General features: G+C 40.7%; 18 protein-coding genes. 15 read left to right on the forward strand and 3 right to left on the reverse strand.

All coding sequences use genetic code 11. The features are described from left to right. Positions 1–10: 10 nt before the first annotated feature. From PBT90_RS18725 to PBT90_RS18735, 3 genes are all read right to left on the reverse strand, one after another. On the reverse strand, positions 11–769 hold the full coding sequence (locus PBT90_RS18725; protein WP_270130630.1) for an SDR family NAD(P)-dependent oxidoreductase: 759 nt from the start codon (positions 767–769) through the stop codon (positions 11–13). Positions 770–779: 10 nt separating this feature from the next. Next, on the reverse strand, positions 780–1,316 hold the full coding sequence (locus PBT90_RS18730) for a YfiT family bacillithiol transferase (RefSeq protein WP_270130632.1): 537 nt from the start codon (positions 1,314–1,316) through the stop codon (positions 780–782). 180 nt (positions 1,317–1,496) lie between these two features. Beyond that, positions 1,497–1,988, reverse strand: a complete 492-nt coding sequence (locus PBT90_RS18735; protein WP_333482152.1) for a ComF family protein — start codon at positions 1,986–1,988, stop codon at positions 1,497–1,499. 282 nt (positions 1,989–2,270) lie between these two features. Between PBT90_RS18735 and PBT90_RS18740 the strand changes: the two genes are divergently transcribed. The 15 genes from PBT90_RS18740 to PBT90_RS18810 all read left to right on the forward strand — a co-directional run bounded on the left by PBT90_RS18740 (position 2,271) and on the right by PBT90_RS18810 (position 18,307). Beyond that, complete coding sequence (locus PBT90_RS18740) at positions 2,271–2,612, forward strand: carboxymuconolactone decarboxylase family protein (protein ID WP_264808025.1); 342 nt, start codon at positions 2,271–2,273, stop codon at positions 2,610–2,612. 6 nt (positions 2,613–2,618) lie between these two features. Next, positions 2,619–2,981, forward strand: coding sequence for a hypothetical protein (locus PBT90_RS18745; RefSeq protein ID WP_264808026.1), 363 nt, complete (start codon positions 2,619–2,621; stop codon positions 2,979–2,981). A gap of 3 nt (positions 2,982–2,984) precedes the next feature. Continuing rightward, positions 2,985–3,746 (forward strand): exodeoxyribonuclease III, encoded by a 762-nt coding sequence (locus PBT90_RS18750; protein WP_264808027.1) that lies wholly within the window; start codon positions 2,985–2,987, stop codon positions 3,744–3,746. Positions 3,747–3,752: 6 nt separating this feature from the next. After that, positions 3,753–4,154, forward strand: a complete 402-nt coding sequence (locus tag PBT90_RS18755; RefSeq protein WP_264811489.1) for an ATP-binding protein — start codon at positions 3,753–3,755, stop codon at positions 4,152–4,154. A 3-nt stretch (positions 4,155–4,157) separates the two neighbouring features. Continuing rightward, entirely contained in the window at positions 4,158–4,583 is a 426-nt protein-coding gene (gene ybeY / locus PBT90_RS18760) for an rRNA maturation RNase YbeY (protein WP_264808028.1), read from the forward strand. 78 nt (positions 4,584–4,661) lie between these two features. Next, positions 4,662–6,527 carry a tRNA uridine-5-carboxymethylaminomethyl(34) synthesis enzyme MnmG gene (gene mnmG / locus PBT90_RS18765; RefSeq protein WP_264808029.1) on the forward strand — a complete coding sequence of 622 codons (1,866 nt, stop codon included), beginning with the start codon at positions 4,662–4,664 and terminating at the stop codon, positions 6,525–6,527. Between the two features lies 1 nt (position 6,528). Continuing rightward, on the forward strand, positions 6,529–7,428 hold the full coding sequence (locus PBT90_RS18770) for a class I SAM-dependent methyltransferase (protein ID WP_270130638.1): 900 nt from the start codon (positions 6,529–6,531) through the stop codon (positions 7,426–7,428). A gap of 71 nt (positions 7,429–7,499) precedes the next feature. Then, on the forward strand, positions 7,500–9,092 hold the full coding sequence (locus PBT90_RS18775; protein WP_270130640.1) for an Ig-like domain-containing domain: 1,593 nt from the start codon (positions 7,500–7,502) through the stop codon (positions 9,090–9,092). Positions 9,093–9,559: 467 nt separating this feature from the next. After that, the gene (locus PBT90_RS18780) at positions 9,560–11,308 is read left to right on the forward strand and encodes an AMP-dependent synthetase/ligase (RefSeq protein WP_270130642.1); all 1,749 of its coding nucleotides are present in this window, start codon (positions 9,560–9,562) and stop codon (positions 11,306–11,308) included. A 157-nt stretch (positions 11,309–11,465) separates the two neighbouring features. Further along, positions 11,466–11,936 carry a MarR family winged helix-turn-helix transcriptional regulator gene (locus PBT90_RS18785; protein ID WP_264808033.1) on the forward strand — a complete coding sequence of 157 codons (471 nt, stop codon included), beginning with the start codon at positions 11,466–11,468 and terminating at the stop codon, positions 11,934–11,936. Between the two features lie 43 nt (positions 11,937–11,979). Further along, positions 11,980–14,385, forward strand: coding sequence for a 3-hydroxyacyl-CoA dehydrogenase/enoyl-CoA hydratase family protein (locus PBT90_RS18790; protein WP_270130645.1), 2,406 nt, complete (start codon positions 11,980–11,982; stop codon positions 14,383–14,385). Positions 14,386–14,463: 78 nt separating this feature from the next. Further along, complete coding sequence (locus tag PBT90_RS18795; RefSeq protein WP_270130647.1) at positions 14,464–14,805, forward strand: four helix bundle protein; 342 nt, start codon at positions 14,464–14,466, stop codon at positions 14,803–14,805. Between the two features lie 50 nt (positions 14,806–14,855). Beyond that, positions 14,856–16,031, forward strand: a complete 1,176-nt coding sequence (locus tag PBT90_RS18800; protein WP_270130649.1) for a thiolase family protein — start codon at positions 14,856–14,858, stop codon at positions 16,029–16,031. A gap of 88 nt (positions 16,032–16,119) precedes the next feature. After that, positions 16,120–16,482 carry a four helix bundle protein gene (locus tag PBT90_RS18805; RefSeq protein WP_270130651.1) on the forward strand — a complete coding sequence of 121 codons (363 nt, stop codon included), beginning with the start codon at positions 16,120–16,122 and terminating at the stop codon, positions 16,480–16,482. 37 nt (positions 16,483–16,519) lie between these two features. Next, a complete protein-coding gene (locus PBT90_RS18810) occupies positions 16,520–18,307 on the forward strand; it encodes an acyl-CoA dehydrogenase family protein (protein WP_270130653.1) in 1,788 nt (595 codons plus the stop codon). The last annotated feature ends 81 nt before the right edge of the window (positions 18,308–18,388 follow it).

Below are 18,388 nucleotides of genomic sequence, written 5' to 3' on the forward strand. Positions count from 1 at the left end.
TTAACTCATTTCAGCGCACATAAGATCCCGCATTGATATCAATGCTAGTGCCCGTAGCATGGTCTGCTAAGCCAGAGCAGAGCAATGTGACCATAGGCGCGATGTCCTCTGGCCTGGTCAATTCATTCAAAGCAATGTCGTTTAAGGCAAATTCTTCTCCATATTCGGATAGAATTTCATTAGCCATATCTGTCCGCGTAAAGCCTGGCGCGATCAGGAATGCCTTAATCCCTTGTTTGCCGTAATGCCTGGCGATTGATCTGGTCAGACTAACTACAGCTCCTTTAGAAGCTGCATAAGCCAGGTAATCTGTGGTGTCCCCTCGGAAGGCTGCGCGGGAAGAAATATTGATGATACGCCCATTTTGATGGGTTTTAGCCTGATCCACGAATTCCTTACAGAGTATACCCAAAGCTGTGGCATTCACTGCGAATGTTTCGTTCCAGATTTGCAACCAATCTTCAGTAGCCAGGTCATCCGGTGCAGGTTTGGCCATGCCGGCATTGTTCACAATTGCTGACAAGGGACCGTATTTTAGGACTAGATTAGGGATAAACCCCATTACTTGATTTATATCGGACAAATCACAGGCTTCCACCTGCGAGGGACCGGCTAATTCACTTTGAAGTTTTTCGGCTTCTAGTCTATTTCTGTTGCAATGGATAATTACCTCTGCCCCTGATTCTGACAATTGCTTTGCGATAGCTCTTCCTATTCCTCTGGAAGCACCAGTGACAAGAATGCGTTGATTATGTAGGGAGATATTCATAAAAATCAGGCTATTTCCAGTTTTCTCTAAGCATCAGGTGTTGGATGTGTGCCAAATGATGTTTGGAATGCCACTCATACATTAAAGTCACTTCTGCCAGCGGTATGTTTTTCTGGTATTCAGGGTGATAGTAAGTTTTTTGGAAATCCTCTGAATTCATTAATTTCAGAATTTTGGCCCACTTTTCATGCATGGCCTGAATCATAGATAAGGAGCCGGCTATGGGCAAAGTGTAATCATTGAGTTTAGCCCATTCTGCTTCCAAATAGGGTTTGATACTCGGATTATCTTCCGTAAGTGCCAGCTTAAAGCGGATAAGCGCATTCATATGACTATCAGCGATGTGATGAATAAGTTGCTTCACCGTCCAGCCTCCGATCCTATAGGGTGTGTTTAACTGAATCTCAGAGAAACTGGCTAACGTATCGTTCAGGTATTTTGGGAAATTCTGAATATAAGTCGCCGCTCCATCTAGATGTGCTTGAGAAATACGTTCTGGTTTTTGAAACCGGCCAATTGGGTATTTCAAGAATTCAATGTCTGTCATAGTTTAGGATGATTTGCGGCTTTCCTGCCAGTTAAGAGGCCAAATCAATATAGCACATGTTAAACTTTAGGATTGAGCCCATTTCGTCCTGCCCAACGGCAAAGACAGGTATTCCGTCTTCCGACCAGAAAGGCAAAGGATCTAAGGTGAATGGCATCATTGAGGATAATCATATAGTTTTTAATCTCCAGCTGCTATCGCAACCAAATCTACAGTTTTTGCTCCATTAGCCAAAAGCACATTTGCGCAAGCACACATCGTAGCACCTGTGGTCATTACATCATCCACCAGGAGTACTCTAGCTCCACTTACATCAGCTTCAGGAGTCAGGGCAAACACGGTTTCCACATTATCCATACGCTCCAATCTGCTTTTTTGGGTTTGAGTTTCGGTGAATTTTACACGCTGCAGATCCTTAGAAATAGCAGCCGGTAATTTTTGGTTAAGCCCTTTTGCAAACTCTTCGCTTTGGTTATAACCCCTTCTAGCCTTTTTAAGAGGATGCAGAGGGACAGGAGTGATTTTATCCCAACTGTGTTCAAAACCACTTTTATAAAGGATTTCCCCATATTTCTTCCCCAGTTCTACTCCTAGTTCGGGCATATTCCTATACTTCAGTTTATGAAGTAGTTTTTGGCTTTGCCCACCTTTACTGAACTTCAGAAAAGACATCACCATACCAACATTGCTAAGGCCAAGCACTTTATCCTTCAAATCATTATCCGAGGACCGTAGATGATAGCTTGTGATCGGGAGACTCCCCGAGCATACCATGCAAAGGCATTCTTCATAATCAAATAGAGACCTACCGCAAAGCGCACAATTGCGAGGAAACACTAAATCCAAAAAATCTTTGACAAAAAATAAACGCATAGGGAAAAAGACTTGTTCATAAGTGCCTAGGGCAAATTATGGTATATTTGCTACTTAATTCTTTCCTAAACAGTTAAGTTAATGAATCTCATAGAAGAATTCAACGAGTACCGCAGCCAAATGAATGAAAAGATTTTGGCTGAAGACAATAAAGTGATCAAGCGGATTTTCAACCTTGACACAAATGCATTTGCTGAGGGATCAGTAGATGTGCAGACCAAAGAAATGATAGGTTTAGCCTGTTCTATGGTTTTGAGATGTGATGACTGTGTGCGGTACCATTTAGGAAAATGTCATGAAGTGGGCATGAAAAAGGAACAGGTGTTTGAAGTCTTTTCTATAGCCACTTTGATAGGAGGTACTATAGTTATCCCACATTTAAGGCGAGCAGCAGAATATTGGGAAAACCTTGAAAACCAGTAGTTTAAAATGTTCAAACGCGATTTAGATCTTGAAAAAAGATGGTCAAAACTACTAGAAGGCCTAAAAGAAACCATCGGCAAAAAACCTGCTGACTTAAATGGCGTACTCTTTCTTATTGGGGTTCAGGAACTTGGCCAAGGCAACAAGATCTTCAGTAAGGAACAGAAGCAAGATTTGATGCATATCGCAGTTTGCAAGGTTCTGAGTTATGCTGGTTTTTACGAACTTGATCACGTAGATCAAGATGGATGGCCACACTGGAATCTGATCAAAGAACTACCACATTTTGATTTATTGGATCAAGAGAAACTTCTAAAAATTCAGGTTTTAGAATACTTTGAAAAGGAATACGAAATAGTAATTGAGTAAATCGTGAAAATAATATCGTATAACGTAAATGGCATTCGTGCCGCTATCAACAAAGGTTTTTTAGACTGGCTAAAAGAGGAAAACCCAGAAATCATTGGTTTACAGGAAGTTAAAGCTAACTTAGATCAAATAGATGCGAGTGTTTTTGAAGATCTAGGTTACCATGTATACTGGTATCCAGCTTTCAAAAAGGGATATAGTGGAGTAGCCATACTTACCAAGATAAAGCCAAAATCTGTAAAGCTTGGAATGGACTATTCAAAATATGACGAAGAAGGAAGATTGATCCAAGTAGATTTTGAAGATTTTTCTTTCTTGAATGCCTATTTTCCATCTGGTACCACTGGAGATATCCGGCAGACTTTCAAGTACGAATTCTTAGATGATATATACGGCTATACACAAGACCTGAGGAAAGAGAAGCCGAACTTCATCCTGAGTGGAGATTACAACATTTGCCATAAAGCTATAGACATTCATAATCCCAAAGCCAATAAGAATACCTCAGGTTTTTTACCGGAAGAAAGAGCCTGGATGGATAAGTTTACAGATTCTGGTTTCATAGATACATTTAGAAAGTTCAATGAAGAACCTCATAACTACTCTTGGTGGAGTTTTAGAGCTAATGCCAGAGCAAAAAACTTAGGATGGAGGATAGATTACCATATGGCCACATCCACTTTAGATCCAAGACTAAGAAACGCCAAAATACTAGCGGATATTAAACATTCTGATCATTGTCCCATTTTAGTTGAAATTGATTAAACCATGATGGAAAGCATAAAAATTTCTATTCCGTCTCTGATGGAGAACGTAAAAATAATTGAGAGTTTCATAGATAATGCTCGGGAAAATTTTGAGATAAATGATGACATCTATGGCAATATCATGATTTCGGTGACAGAATGCATCAGCAATGCCATCATCCATGGAAATCAAAATGACAAAAATAAGCTAGTCCATTTAGAGTTGAAACTAGAAAAAGAAATGCTCCTGTTTACCATTCAGGATGAAGGAGATGGTTTTGACTACAATGAGCTAAAGGATCCTACAGCACCAGAAAACATAGAAAAACCTGGTGGTAGAGGGATATTTCTGATCAAACACCTGTCAGATGAGGTGAAATTTGAAGAAAATGGAACAAAAACGGTTTTATCATTCTATATGAATTAAGATATGGCTATCAATTTCTTTACTGAAGAGGTCAATTTCATCTTAACCAAGAAAAACAAAAGAAAGTCTTGGCTAAAAGAAATAGCCAATTCGGAAGGCTTCTCCATATCAGAATTAAACTTCATTTTCTGTTCTGACCATTACCTGCATGAAATAAACCTTGAATATTTAAATCATGACACCTACACAGACATTATAACTTTCGATAATTCAGAAAAGGAAAAGGTCATAGAAGGAGATATATTCATCAGCGTAGAAAGAGTCAAAGAAAACTCCGAAGATCTAGGCACGGAACTAGAAAAGGAATTAAACAGAGTAATCAGTCATGGCTTATTTCACTTATTAGGTTTCAAAGACAAGACAGATCAAGAAGCGAAGCTCATGCGCCAAAAAGAGAACTTCGCTATAGAATTATTCGACAATACATAAACGTTCCACGTGAAACACTTCCTGGCTAAAAAAGGAAATCAAGAGCTGTTCCACGTGAAACAGTAAAAGAAAAACAAAATGTTTCCAGTATACGATGTCATAGTAGTAGGAGCGGGGCATGCCGGATGCGAAGCTGCTCACGCTGCAGCCAAAATGGGTGCAAGGGTTCTACTGTGCACCATGAACATGAATACTATTGCCCAAATGTCATGCAATCCAGCAATGGGAGGCGTGGCAAAAGGACAGATTGTACGAGAAATAGATGCTCTTGGCGGTATGTCAGGCATAATTTCAGATAAGTCCATGATTCAATTCAGAATGCTAAACCGCTCCAAAGGACCTGCTATGTGGTCACCTCGTTCGCAAAATGATAGAATGCGGTTTGCTGAAGAATGGAGACTCGCACTAGAAAATACCCCTAATGTTGATTTCTGGCAAGAAATGATCACAGGTCTAGTAGTATCTAATGGTCAATTAAAAGGAGTACGAACAAGCATAGGTTTAGAAATCCAAGCTAAATCAGTAGTGCTCACAAACGGTACATTCCTAAATGGAAAAATTCATATCGGTGAAAAGCAATTTGGAGGAGGAAGGACAGGAGAGGCAGCTGCACGAGGAATTACAGAACAACTGGTAGAGCTAGGCTTCGAATCAGGACGAATGAAAACGGGAACACCACCACGTGTGGATGGACGCAGCCTGGATTATAGCAAAATGGAAGTTCAACATGGAGATGAGCAACCCGAAAAATTCAGTTACTCAAAGGAGACTACAACCCTCAAGAACCAAAAAACCTGCTGGATAACCTATACGAATAAAAATGTTCATGAAAGTCTAGAAGAAGGATTCGATAGATCACCCATGTTCAATGGTAGAATCCAAGGCTTAGGGCCAAGGTATTGTCCATCCATAGAAGATAAAATCAACAGATTTGCAGAACGGGATAGACATCAGATTTTTGTGGAACCAGAAGGATGGAATACGGTAGAAATGTATATCAATGGTTTCTCTACTTCCCTTCCTGAAGATGTTCAATATAAATCTCTGAGAAAAATACCTGGGTTCGAAAACGCAAAAATGTTCCGCCCAGGCTATGCAATTGAATATGATTTCTTTCCACCTACTCAGCTAAAACTGACCTTAGAAACACAATTAATAGATAACTTATATTTCGCTGGTCAAATAAATGGAACCACAGGATACGAGGAAGCAGCATCACAGGGCCTAATCGCTGGAATAAATGCAGCATTAAAAGTACAGGAAAAAGATCCCTTCTTACTCAAAAGATCAGACGCGTATATAGGTGTACTAATTGATGATCTAATCAATAAGGGCACAGAAGAACCTTATAGAATGTTTACTTCTAGAGCAGAATTCCGCCTATTATTGAGACAAGATAACGCTGATCTGCGACTAACTCAACATGGATACGATATAGGCCTGGCATCCGAAGAAAGGCTTCAGGATATGTTATCCAAGAAAGAGAATACCGCAAAATTGATCAATGATCTCAAGCAGAAAAAATTAGATCCTAAAGTAGTGAACGAAAGTCTTCAAGAAATGAATACAGCTACTATTAAGGAAAAAACCACTGTTGAAAAACTGCTGAAAAGGCCTCAAATAGTTATTTCACAACTGAAAGAAATGGATCCAGAATTAGCAAACTATCTGGAAAAATACTCCCCAGCTGTACTAGAACAAGCGGAAGTACAAATAAAGTATGATAGCTACATAGAGAAAGAACAGCAGATGGTAGAAAAGATGAGCAATATGGAAAACTTCAAAATACCACTCAAGTTTGACTACCAATCTATACCAGCACTTTCAGCCGAAGGAAAACAAAAATTGAGTAAAATAAGACCTGAAACCATGGGCCAAGCTTCAAGGATCTCTGGTGTGACTCCGGCAGATTTATCCATAATCACTGTTTACCTTGGAAGATAAAATGCTAGAAAGACTTACAAAATGCCCTTTGTGCAAAAGTGGTAGGTTTCTAAATTCCCAGGAAATTAAAGATTATGCAGTCAGTAAGGAAACCTTCATTATTTGTAAGTGCAGATCCTGTGGACTAAAATTTACCAATCCGAGGCCAACAGCAGAAACTATAGGTCCATATTACGATTTTCCAGAATACTATTCCCATGAGGATAAGGTCAGCAACTTTACCCAACTCATTTATCAAAAGGTCAGAAAGTATTCGGTAAATCAAAAAGTAAAACTCATCAACCGTCTGGTTCCTCACAAAGGAAAAATATTGGATTATGGCTGCGGTACCGCTGAGTTTCTGCTAGCTGCAAATAATGATACTTGGAAGGTCACTGGGATTGAACCAAACGAAAAAGCGAGAAAACTCGGAAATTCAAAACTGGCTGATCAGGTCTTTGAAAGTTTAGACGAAATCAAAGCAGGTAAGCAATTCGAAGTGATAACATTATTTCATGTGTTAGAACACGTACACAGTCTTAGAAAAACAGTAAAAAAACTCATAAAACACTTAAAATCAACTGGTTACATCATAATAGCAGTACCAAACTACAAGTCTTTTGATGCAAAAAAATATGGAAATGAATGGGCAGGCTGGGACGTACCCCGTCACCTCTATCATTTCAATGAATCTGCACTGAATGCTTTCGAAGATATATTTAAGCTGGAACTCGTAGAAAAAATCCCTATGGTATTTGACAGTTATTATGTTTCTCTCTTGTCAGAAGGATACAGAAAACCATCCCAAAACGTTTTAGCAAAATATCTGAAAGCATTTTCATCCGGTTACCAATCAAATCAGTTGGCAGTGAAAAACCAGGCAAATCATTCCAGTAATATCTTCATTTTCAAAAAGAGGTGAAATACAGCAACAAAATAATTCTTTTACTAAGCAGTTGCATTGCTTTTTCCTGTGCTAAACAGAGTTCTCCGATGGGTGGTCCACGCGATGAAGATCCACCGGTAGTTATGGAGATGAACCCTATTGATCAAAGCTTAAATTCTAAGCCAGAAGAAATCTCAATTGTTTTTGATGAATATATCAAGCTGGACAATGCCAATAAGAATATACTCATCACCCCTAGGGTCAACAAGGATGAAGTAATTTTTACAGCCATTAAAAACGTACTAAAGATTGAGCTGAATCAGGATCTGGAAGAAAACACAACTTACGTCTTTAACTTTCAGAAGGCTGTACAAGATCTATCAGAAGGAAATCCAACAGAAAACTTAAAACTGGTATTCTCTACAGGCCCAAGTATAGACAGCCTACAAGTCTCTGGTAATGTCTCCTCCTATTTTCCCGGCAGAAACACCAAGGATGAAGACATTCTTGTTGGCCTTTATCCTTTGGAAGATACCACAAATGTTTTTACGGCTGCACCATACTACCTGAGTCAGACAGATAGCATAGGTAACTTCAATATCAGTAATATCAAGGAAGGAAAATACCTAGCCTATGCTTGGAAAGATGATAACAACAGTCTCAAAGCAGAATACAAATCTGAGGCCTTTGATTTTATCACTGACACCATCAGTATTGACCAAAATATTGCAGGATTACAGTTCAACCTATCTAAAGGAGATCAGACACCTATAAAATTAACCAGATCCTCGCCACTAGGGACAAATTATACCATTGTCTTCAATAAAAACCCCGCAGAAATTACTTTAGAAAATGAGCAGATTGGAAAAAGTGTATTCTACAGCAAAGGTGATAAGCGTATAAATCTCTATTCCGAATCCATACAAGAAGACAGTATTGCAATTAATCTAGCTGTATTGGATTCAGTAGGCTATAGCATAGACACACTGATTTATGCCAAATTTGAAGAATCGAGTAGAAATCCAGATAAGCTGACTATCACCCCAAATTCAGGCCTAAGTTTTTATCAACAGATGAATGCGGAGTTAACATTCAATAAACCTGTAAAAGACATATTTTTTGATTCCCTATACCTAGCCTATGATACAGCATCCATGATCCAAATAACCCCACAAATGCTCAGCTGGAAGGATTCATTGACCAGAGACGTATTAAATATAAAACTGGAATTAGCTGATTCGATTCCTTTCGAAATATTTACCTTAAAAGCAGCCGATTCAACCTTCAGAGATATTGAAGGCCAGTACAATGAAGCAGCATTGGCTGCAAATTATAAAAAGTTGTCTAGAGAGACTTTAGCAGATGCCATAAGTGGATCCATAGCAGGTGCTGAGCCTCCTTTTATCATTCAACTCCTGGACAGCAAAGGAAATCTGAAGAAAGAAACCTACCTAGACAACAGTACCACATTCTCATTCAAACTCATTGAGGCAGGCAACTACCAGATACGGGTAATCGAAGATCTCAATGGCAACAGACGATGGGATCCAGCAAACTTTGAGAGAAAGAAGCACGCAGAACGCACTTTCTATCTACTAAATCCAGAAACAGGGGACAAAAATATTACCATTAGAGGGGGATGGACACTCGAAGAACAGGTGATTCAAGCGAGTCCAAAAACAGGCTTAAACACTCCCTAAAATACCGTGGATAAGTACCAATATAACTGTGGATAAACGTGGACATCATTAGGACAAAGGCACACTTACCCACACAGTGCAAATCAGGAAAAACTCCCAAGCTCGTATTTGGGGAAAAGCGTACAGTTATCCACCACCTAAAATCAGGTAATCCACATCAAAATTTCCCACGCTGTAAAGAAGTCCTTTAATCCACAAAAAGCACAGAATTACTCTAAGTGAATCAATACTAATAAGTTTCATGTGGAAAAACAGGGGATAACCCGTGGACAAAGCCAATTCAACTTCATTAAAAAAGTGGAGAAGAAAAAAAGTACACTTTATCCCCAAATCCACAGCCTTAATAACCCTAATAAAGAATTTTTTAAAAAATCTATTTTACAATTACTATAAAAAGAGAGCGTGGATAAGTCTTTGTATTCGCCTCACATTTTGGTAATATTATAGGAACCCAAAATCTAAACCTGATGGAGCTTTCTAGACTTTTTGATTTGATACCCGAGCAAATCACCATTTACGATAAGCCTATTGCCTTATCTAAAAAGGAAAACGGTACTTGGAAAAATTTCTCATCAAGGGATGTCAAAGAAATAGTCGATAATCTCAGCCTTGCATTTTTGAAAATTGGCATAAAAGAGCAAGATAAAGTTGCGATTATTTCAGAAAACTGTCCAGAGTGGAATTTTGTAGACGTAGCACTGCAGCAAATCGGTGCGATTTCTGTCCCCATGTATCCTACCATAAGTGCTGAGGACTATCAGTATATTTTCGATCATGCCGAGGTGAAAATGGTTTTCGTGGACAATCAGGAGATTTTGGAAAAAGCCCAAGTAGCAGCTGCTGAGCGCAAGATCTATTCCTTTCAGAAATTGGAAGGAGCGCTTTTCTGGGAGGATTTTTTGGCTACAGGTTATAATGAGAACTTTGCTGATTTGGAGCAAAGTAAAGCTAAGGTCAAGGCAGAAGATACTTTTACCATAATCTATACCTCAGGTACCACTGGAAGACCAAAAGGGGTGATGCTTTCCCACCAAAATGTACTGTCTAATGTACTGGGAATCGCCAATATCATGATACCTGCTCGTGGTGAATCCCGGGTGTTGAGCTTTCTTCCTTTGTGCCATATCTATGAGCGCACAGGTTTTTTCTGCTTCATGCACTTAGGCTATTCTATCTACTATGCAAAAAGTATGGATACCATAGGCGAAAACCTAAAAGAAATCCAACCCCATGCTTTTAATACCGTGCCGCGCCTTTTAGAAAAAATATATGATAAAATAGTCGCGAAAGGTTATGAGCTAAAAGGGCTGAAAAAATCACTTTTTTTCTGGGCTTTGAATCTAGGCCTGAAATACGATCCGAATATAGATCAGGGCATTTTTTACAATATGCAGTTGAAGCTGGCCAATAAGCTGATTTTCTCTAAGTGGAGAGCAGCTTTAGGTGGACAAGTCCTGCAGATCAATTCTGGAGCTTCAGCCTTACAACCCCGTTTGGCGCGGGTGTTTTGGGCAGCAGGTATCAAAGTCTGCGAGGGATATGGTTTAACCGAAACCTCTCCTGTGATCACGGTGTCTATCTGTACCGAAGAAGAGATCCGTATTGGTTCGGTGGGAAAACTCATCCAGGATGTGGAATTGAAAATCGCTGAAGACGGTGAAATTCTCGTCAAAGGACCAAATGTCATGCAAGGATACTACAAGCAGCCCGAACTCACCGCAGAGGTGCTTCAAAATGGCTGGTTCCATACCGGTGATATAGGCGAGATGGATGGAGAATACTTGAAAATCACAGATAGGAAAAAAGAGATGTTCAAGACATCGGGTGGTAAATACATCGCTCCACAGGCTATGGAGAATAAATTCAAAGAATCCAGCTTAATTGATCAGTTATTTGTCACAGGAGAAAACAAAAATTATCCAGGTGCATTGATCGTTCCGAGTTTTGATGGGCTGAAAGATTACTGCCAGCACAAGGGGATCCCTTATACTTCAGACCGGGAAATGATAGCCCGACCAGATATAGTGGATAAATTTAAGCGTGAAGTGGATGAGCTGAATAAATACTTCGGAAAATGGGAGCAAATCAAACGTTTTAAATTGCTTTCTGACTCATGGAGTATAGAGACAGGAGAACTCACCCCGACTATGAAGTTGAAGCGAAAAGTCATCGAAGAGAAATATGCGAAGGAGCTCGCTGCCCTTTATGAAGAGTAAATCATATTATTACCTAACAGTCAAGTACTACTTTTCCCATAATAATTGAGCTAGATCAATTATATGATGCATGCATAACTTTTTTACTATTTAGTATGCATGCATACAATATTTTTAGTATTTTAGATTCCCTCAAAACTAGAAGAATTCCGAAGAGATGAAGAGAGAAGAAACGGTCGATTACCATATCAAAAGTGCCTGGCATGCGATTTCCAGAATGTACAATCAACAGGCAGCTGAGGAGGGGTTTACCACGGCGATAGGCTTTGTGCTGATCAATATCAATTCCACTGAGGGAACTCCAGCCACCAAAATCGCCCCAAAACTGGGTCTAGAGACCAGAAGTCTGACCCGCATGCTCAAAACTATGGAGGAAAAAGGCCTGATTTACAAAAAGCCCGATCTGGTGGATAAGCGTTCGGTACGCATTTTTCTTTCCGAAGAAGGAAAGCGAAAAAAAGCCATCTCTATCAATACCATCCGGGAATTCAACGAGCAGGTGCGTGAAGTAGTGAGCGAGGATGACCTCGATCGTTTCTTTACCGTATTTGAAAAGATCCAACTTGTGATAGATCAGATCCAAACGGATAAAGGAGTAGATATTCACAAACCAATATTTGAATTATAAACCAACACAACCACGAGGTTAATATGACCAAAAGCCCAAAATTATGAACAGAACCATTAAAAAAGTAGCCATTTTAGGTTCGGGAGTTATGGGGTCTAGAATTGCCTGCCACTTTGCCAATATAGGGGTGCAGGTACTTTTGCTAGACATAGTGCCTTTCGAACTGACAGAACAGGAAAAGAACAAAGGACTGAGCAAAGAGGATCCAGTGGTGCGAAACCGCATGGTTAATTCAGCTTTGCAGAGCACCTTGAAGTCCAATCCCTCGCCTATTTACGACAAAGCATTTGCGGAGCGGATTTCGACCGGGAATTTTGACGACGACTTGCACAAAATCAAAGATTACGATTGGGTAATGGAGGTGATTGTTGAAAGACTCGATATCAAGCAATCACTTTTTGATAAAGTAGAAAAGTATAGAAAACCGGGAACACTGATTACCTCAAATACTTCGGGAATACCTATGCATATGATGTGCGAGGGAAGATCAGAAGATTTTCAGGAGAATTTCGCTGGAACTCACTTTTTCAATCCACCGAGATATCTGCGCTTATTGGAAATCATACCAGGCCCGAACACAAAGCCGGAAATCATTGATTTTCTGATGGAATATGGAGATAAATTCCTCGGCAAAGAGACCGTACTTTGTAAAGATACGCCCGCCTTTATAGCCAATAGAATCGGGGTTTATGCGATTATTTCTGCAATGCATACCATAGAAAAAATGGGTCTAGGCGTTTCAGAAGTGGATAAATTGACCGGCACGGTGATAGGACGAGCCAAGTCCGCGACCTTCCGAACCATGGACGTGGTAGGCTTAGATACTACGGTCAATGTGGCCAATAATCTATACAAGGTTTTACCAAATGACGAGTCACGGGAAAAATTCAAACTTCCAAAAATCATGGAAGTGCTCTATGAGAAGAAATGGCTAGGTGATAAGACTGGATCCGGATATTTCAATATGATCCGCCATAAAGATGGCTCTAAGGAATTAAAGGAAATAGACTTTGAGACCTTTGAATATAAGGATGTAGAAAAACCCAAGTTTAAAGCCTTAGAATCTGCCAAGGAATTTGAGGATCTGAAAAAGCGAATCAAACATCTGGTTAATTTCGATGATAAAGCAGGTGAATTCTACCGTGCAACTTTTTATGATCTCTTTAGATACTGTTCATTCAGAATTCCAGAAATCGCAGACGAACTATTCAGAATAGATCAGGCGGTCAGCGCAGGATTTGGCTGGGAACTCGGACCTTTCGAAAACTGGGATTTACTCGGTGTGAAGGAGACTGCGGAGAAAATGGAAGCTGCTGGAGAAAAACCGGCTGCTTGGGTTTATGAAATGCTCGAAGCCGGAAATGAAGCCTTTTACAAAGTAGAAAATGGCAAGAAACACTTCTACGACATTGCGAGCAAAAGCTACAAGGAAGTTCCTGGAATGGATGATTTTATCATTTTGGACACGCTGAAATCTGCCGGAAAGGAAATCTGGAGCAATGCTGGTGCCTCCATCTATGATATGGGTGATGAGGTGATCGGATTGGAATTCCATAGCAAAATGAACTCCATGGGCCAGGAAGTGATCGAAGGAATCAATACTGCAATCGGAATGGCTGAGAAATCCTACAAGGGACTGGTAATCGGAAACGAAGGTGCTAATTTCTCTGCCGGAGCCAATCTGGCCATGTTATTTATGTTTGCTGGAGATCAGGATTTTGATGAAATCAATCTGATGATTGCCCAGTTCCAAAATACCATGATGCGGGCGAGATTTTCGGCTGTACCGGTGGTAGTGGCTCCTCACAACATGGCACTTGGAGGCGGATGTGAGCTTTCCCTTCACTCTGACCACGTGCAGGCACATGCAGAATTATACATGGGTTTGGTGGAAGTTGGCGTCGGTTTGATTCCAGCTGGAGGAGGTACTAAGGAGATGACCTTGAGATTTTCCAATGCTGTGAAATCCGGTGATGTAGAGCTGAATCGCTTGCAGGATACCTTCATGAATATTGCCATGGCCAAAGTGTCCACCTCTGCAGAGGAAGCGAGGAATTTGGGTTATTTGAGAAAGTCAGATGGGATCACCCTGAATAGAAAGCGTCAGTTGGCAGAAGCTAAGTCTAAGGTCCTTTCCTTGCATGAAGCGGGCTATACCCAGCCGATTGAGCAAACGGATATTCGTGTACTTGGCAAGGAATCGTTAGCACTCTTTGAAGCGGGAATCACCGGGATGAGGTATGGGGCATATATCTCAGAGCACGACGCTCTGATCGCTAAAAAACTAGCCTATGTAATGTCTGGTGGGGATTTGTCCTCGCCAACTGAAGTTTCTGAGCGATACTTATTGGACTTGGAGCGTGAGGCATTCTTGAGCTTGACTGGAGAGAAGAAAACGCTGGAGAGAATTCACAGTATTTTATTCAAAGGAAAACCATTAAGGAATTAGTAGCAAGCTATAAGTATCAAGTATCTAGACACAAGTATCAAGAACCAAGAATCAAGATTTAACCTAAAATTAATTGTCATGCATAATTTCAAGAATTTAAAAGTTTGGCAAAAGTCGGTAGATCTGGCTGTTAAAATCTATAAGATTACTTCTGAATTTCCTGTTTCAGAGAAATTTGGAATGACTTCTCAGATGCGTAGAGCAGGCGTTTCTATTCCTTCAAATATAGCTGAAGGAACAGCAAAATCATTTTCTAATTCGCTAGAAATCAGTTTGGGAGAAAGCTTTGAATTAGAAACTCAAATGATTATAGCAGAAAGGGTTAATCTAATTTCAAATGAAACAGCTCAACAATTAGAAGCTGATATTTCTGAAGTTCAACGAATGATCCTAGGCTTTAAAGCAACACTCACTACTTAGAATTCTTGGTTCTGAAATCTTGGCTCTAACAATCTAAAAAATAATAATCAATGGAAGCATATATAGTAAATGGATATAGATCGGCGGTCGGAAAAGCCAAAAAAGGTGGATTCAGGTTTTATCGCCCAGATGATTTGGCAGCGGATGTAATCAAACACCTGGTGGCCAACACCCCAGGTTTGGAAACCAAAATGGTGGATGACCTCATCGTGGGAAATGCTGTTCCAGAAGCGGAACAGGGAATGCAAATGGGACGGATGATTTCTCTGCTAGCACTCGGAGTGGAAAATCCTGGATTTATCGTGAACCGGTATTGTGGTTCAGGGATCGAAGCAATTGCATTGGCAGTGGGAAAAGTAAAGGCCGGAATGGCAGACTGCATTATTGCCGGAGGTACAGAATCCATGTCTATGGTACCCATGATGGGCTATAAAACCGTTTTGAATTACAAAATCGCTACCGAGCACCCTTCCTATTACATCAGTATGGGATTGACTGCTGAAGAATTGGCTGCAGAATACAGCATCACCAGAGAGGATTCAGATGCTTTTTCTGTGAAATCTCATGAGAAAGCTATTGAAGCGATTAAGTCTGGCAAATTCAAAGATGAGATCGTTCCTGTAGAAGTCGAAGAGACTTATCTGGATGAAAAGGGCAAAAAGAAAACCAGAACCCAAATCATCGATACAGATGAAGGGCCTAGACCTGGGACTACTATGGAGGTGCTGTCTGGCCTTAAGCCGGCTTTCAAAAATAAAGGCCAGGTGACAGCCGGAAATTCATCTCAAACATCAGACGGGGCAGCATTTGTAGTGGTGATGTCAGAGCGACTGATGAAATCACTAAATCTAGAGCCTGTGGCCCGAATGATGTCTTACAGTGCGGCGGGAGTGGATCCTAGGATTATGGGAATCGGTCCAAAAGAAGCTGTGCCAAAAGCATTGAAGCAGGCAGGGTTGAGCTTGAATGATATAGACTTGATCGAGCTGAATGAGGCTTTTGCTGCACAAAGTCTAGCCGTAATCAAAGCCCTGGACCTCAATCCAGAGATAGTCAATGTCAATGGTGGAGCAGTAGCACTAGGACACCCACTTGGATGTACCGGAGCGAAGCTTTCCGTTCAAATGTTCAATGAACTCCGACGCCAGAACAAGAAATATGGCCTTGTCACTGCATGTGTAGGCGGTGGTCAGGGTGTTGCTGGAGTTTATGAATTGTTGAAATAAGTATAAAGACATAAGACGCTAGACATAAGACAATAGAGTCTAGCGCAAGTCTAACCTTTATGATTGTTCCATTTTAACTATATCAATCATGCACAATTACAAAGAACTATTCGTCTGGAAAAGAGCAATTAAATTATGTGTTCACATTTATAAGCTAACCGCAGATTTTCCCAATGAGGAAAGATTTGGCTTGATTTCTCAGATGCGAAGAGCTTCGGTTTCTGTTCCTTCAAACATTGCTGAAGGTGGAGGAAGAAGGACAGATAAGGAATTTGTGCATTTTCTTGGAATAGCCCATGGTTCAATTTGCGAACTGGAAACCCAACTCTATGTAAGTGTAGAATTAGAGTTTACTGATTTCGATAAAATTGATTTCGTCACAAACGAAATCACTGAAATACAAAAAATGCTTTATGCTTTGATACTAAAGTTCGATTCGAAATTGAGTTAATTCTAGTGTCTTATGTCTAAAGTCTAACTTCTAAAATATGGCTACAAAATCAACCCAAGGAGGAGAATTCCTCATCAAGGAGACAGATGCGCAAGACATCTTTATCCCAGCAGAATTTACTGAAGAACAGCGAATGATGGCTCAGGCCTGTCAGGATTTTATCGACACCGAAATTACGCCTTATGCGCAAGAGATCGATAGCATGAAAGACCCAGACCTTGTTCCTCGCATTTTCAAAAAAGCCGGAGATCTGGGGCTTTTGGGAATTACCGTTCCAGAAGAATATGGGGGAATGGGAATGAGTTTCAATACTTCCATGCTGATTGCAGATATCATCGGTGCAGCAGGTTCATTTTCCACTACCTACGGAGCTCACACAGGAATCGGTACCCTGCCGATTTTGTATTATGGAACAGAAGATCAAAAGAAAAAATACCTCCCAAAGCTCGCCACAGGTGAATGGGCGGCATGTTATTGCCTTACTGAACCAGACGCAGGTTCGGATGCCAATAGCGGAAAAACCAAAGCTAGACTGTCTGAAGATGGAAAAACCTACCTTCTTAACGGGCAGAAAATGTGGATTTCCAATGCAGGATTCGCAGATCTATTTATAGTTTTTGCCAAAATCGAAGACGATAAAAACCTGACTGCCTTTATCGTAGAAAAATCTTTTGGTGGCATCACCATGAATGAGGAAGAGAAAAAGATGGGTATAAAAGGATCTTCTACCCGTCAGGTTTTCTTTAATGATTGCCCGGTTCCTGTGGAAAACATGCTTTCTGATCGTCAGAATGGTTTCAAAATCGCCGTGAATATCCTCAATATAGGAAGGGTAAAACTCGGCGCCGGTGTACTCGGAGGCGTACGTACCGTTACTACAAATGCCATCAAATATTCCACAGAACGCAAGCAGTTCGGTGTTAGCATCAATTCCTTCGGTGCGATCAAGTCCAAACTGGCCGAAATGGCGACCCAGTCCTATGTGTCTGAAGCACTTTGCTACAGAGCTGGACAGGATATTGAGAATAAAATCTCTGCCCTCGAAGCTGATGGAATGGATCCATCTGAAGCCAAATTAAAAGGGGTTGAGGCTTTTGCCATAGAGTGTGCTATCGCAAAAGTGCAGTGCTCGGAGGTGCTGGATTACGTGGTCGATCAGGGCGTTCAGATTTATGGAGGAATGGGCTATTCTGCAGATGCACCAATGGAACGCGCTTATCGTGATGCCAGAATATCCAGAATCTACGAAGGCACCAATGAAATCAACCGCATGCTGATGGTGGGAATGCTTTTGAAGCGTGCCATGAAAGGGGAGATCAATATTTTCGATCCAGCGATGGCCGTATCCAAAGAACTTACTTCTGTTCCTTCCTTTGAGACCATAGATACTTCTGAGCTCTTTGCAGCGGAAAAAGAGGTGCTGAAAAAACTGAAGAAAGTATTCCTGATGGTAGGTGGAAAAGCTGCGATGGCACTTCAGGATAAAATCGAGGATGAGCAGGAAATCATGATGAACCTCGCTGATGTGATGATAGAAATCTACGCGAGCGAATCTGCGATTCTCCGTACAGAAAAACTGGTGTCCATGAAAGGGGAAGATGCCTGCAAAAATCAAATAGCAATGGCTCAGATTTACCTCTCTGAAGCAGTGGACAAAATCAATGTCGCAGCTAAAGAGGCGATAGGTAGTTTCACCAAAGGTGATGAGCAGAAGGTAATGCTTATGGGCCTAAAGCGATTTACCAAATCGGAGCTTTATAACACCAAGGAATTGAGAAGGCAAATCGCTGATTATATGATTGATCAGGGAAAATATCCATTCTGATTTATAGCTGATCGATTGCAACATCTTCGCTCAGTCATCAAAAATAAATAGCCTTGATTCGGTTGAGACCAAAGGAAATCC

It is taken from the genome of Algoriphagus sp. TR-M9, from assembly GCF_027594545.1.
GTDB classification, from domain to species: domain Bacteria; phylum Bacteroidota; class Bacteroidia; order Cytophagales; family Cyclobacteriaceae; genus Algoriphagus; species Algoriphagus halophytocola.

Bases quoted from the DNA above. Each gene is read 5' to 3' on its own strand.
- ybeY (WP_264808028.1), top strand. From the start codon at position 4,158: ATGGCTATCAATTTCTTTACTGAAGAGGTCAATTTCATCTTAACCAAG.
- PBT90_RS18725 (WP_270130630.1), bottom strand. From the start codon at position 769: ATGAATATCTCCCTACATAATCAACGCATTCTTGTCACTGGTGCTTCC.
- PBT90_RS18800 (WP_270130649.1), top strand. From the start codon at position 14,856: ATGGAAGCATATATAGTAAATGGATATAGATCGGCGGTCGGAAAAGCC.
- PBT90_RS18785 (WP_264808033.1), top strand. From the start codon at position 11,466: ATGAAGAGAGAAGAAACGGTCGATTACCATATCAAAAGTGCCTGGCAT.
- PBT90_RS18805 (WP_270130651.1), top strand. From the start codon at position 16,120: ATGCACAATTACAAAGAACTATTCGTCTGGAAAAGAGCAATTAAATTA.
- PBT90_RS18775 (WP_270130640.1), top strand. From the start codon at position 7,500: ATGGGTGGTCCACGCGATGAAGATCCACCGGTAGTTATGGAGATGAAC.
- PBT90_RS18790 (WP_270130645.1), top strand. From the start codon at position 11,980: ATGAACAGAACCATTAAAAAAGTAGCCATTTTAGGTTCGGGAGTTATG.
- PBT90_RS18770 (WP_270130638.1), top strand. From the start codon at position 6,529: ATGCTAGAAAGACTTACAAAATGCCCTTTGTGCAAAAGTGGTAGGTTT.
- PBT90_RS18780 (WP_270130642.1), top strand. From the start codon at position 9,560: ATGGAGCTTTCTAGACTTTTTGATTTGATACCCGAGCAAATCACCATT.
- PBT90_RS18810 (WP_270130653.1), top strand. From the start codon at position 16,520: ATGGCTACAAAATCAACCCAAGGAGGAGAATTCCTCATCAAGGAGACA.
- PBT90_RS18745 (WP_264808026.1), top strand. From the start codon at position 2,619: ATGTTCAAACGCGATTTAGATCTTGAAAAAAGATGGTCAAAACTACTA.
- PBT90_RS18795 (WP_270130647.1), top strand. From the start codon at position 14,464: ATGCATAATTTCAAGAATTTAAAAGTTTGGCAAAAGTCGGTAGATCTG.
- PBT90_RS18740 (WP_264808025.1), top strand. From the start codon at position 2,271: ATGAATCTCATAGAAGAATTCAACGAGTACCGCAGCCAAATGAATGAA.
- PBT90_RS18730 (WP_270130632.1), bottom strand. From the start codon at position 1,316: ATGACAGACATTGAATTCTTGAAATACCCAATTGGCCGGTTTCAAAAA.
- PBT90_RS18755 (WP_264811489.1), top strand. From the start codon at position 3,753: ATGGAAAGCATAAAAATTTCTATTCCGTCTCTGATGGAGAACGTAAAA.
- PBT90_RS18735 (WP_333482152.1), bottom strand. From the start codon at position 1,988: ATGTCTTTTCTGAAGTTCAGTAAAGGTGGGCAAAGCCAAAAACTACTT.
- mnmG (WP_264808029.1), top strand. From the start codon at position 4,662: ATGTTTCCAGTATACGATGTCATAGTAGTAGGAGCGGGGCATGCCGGA.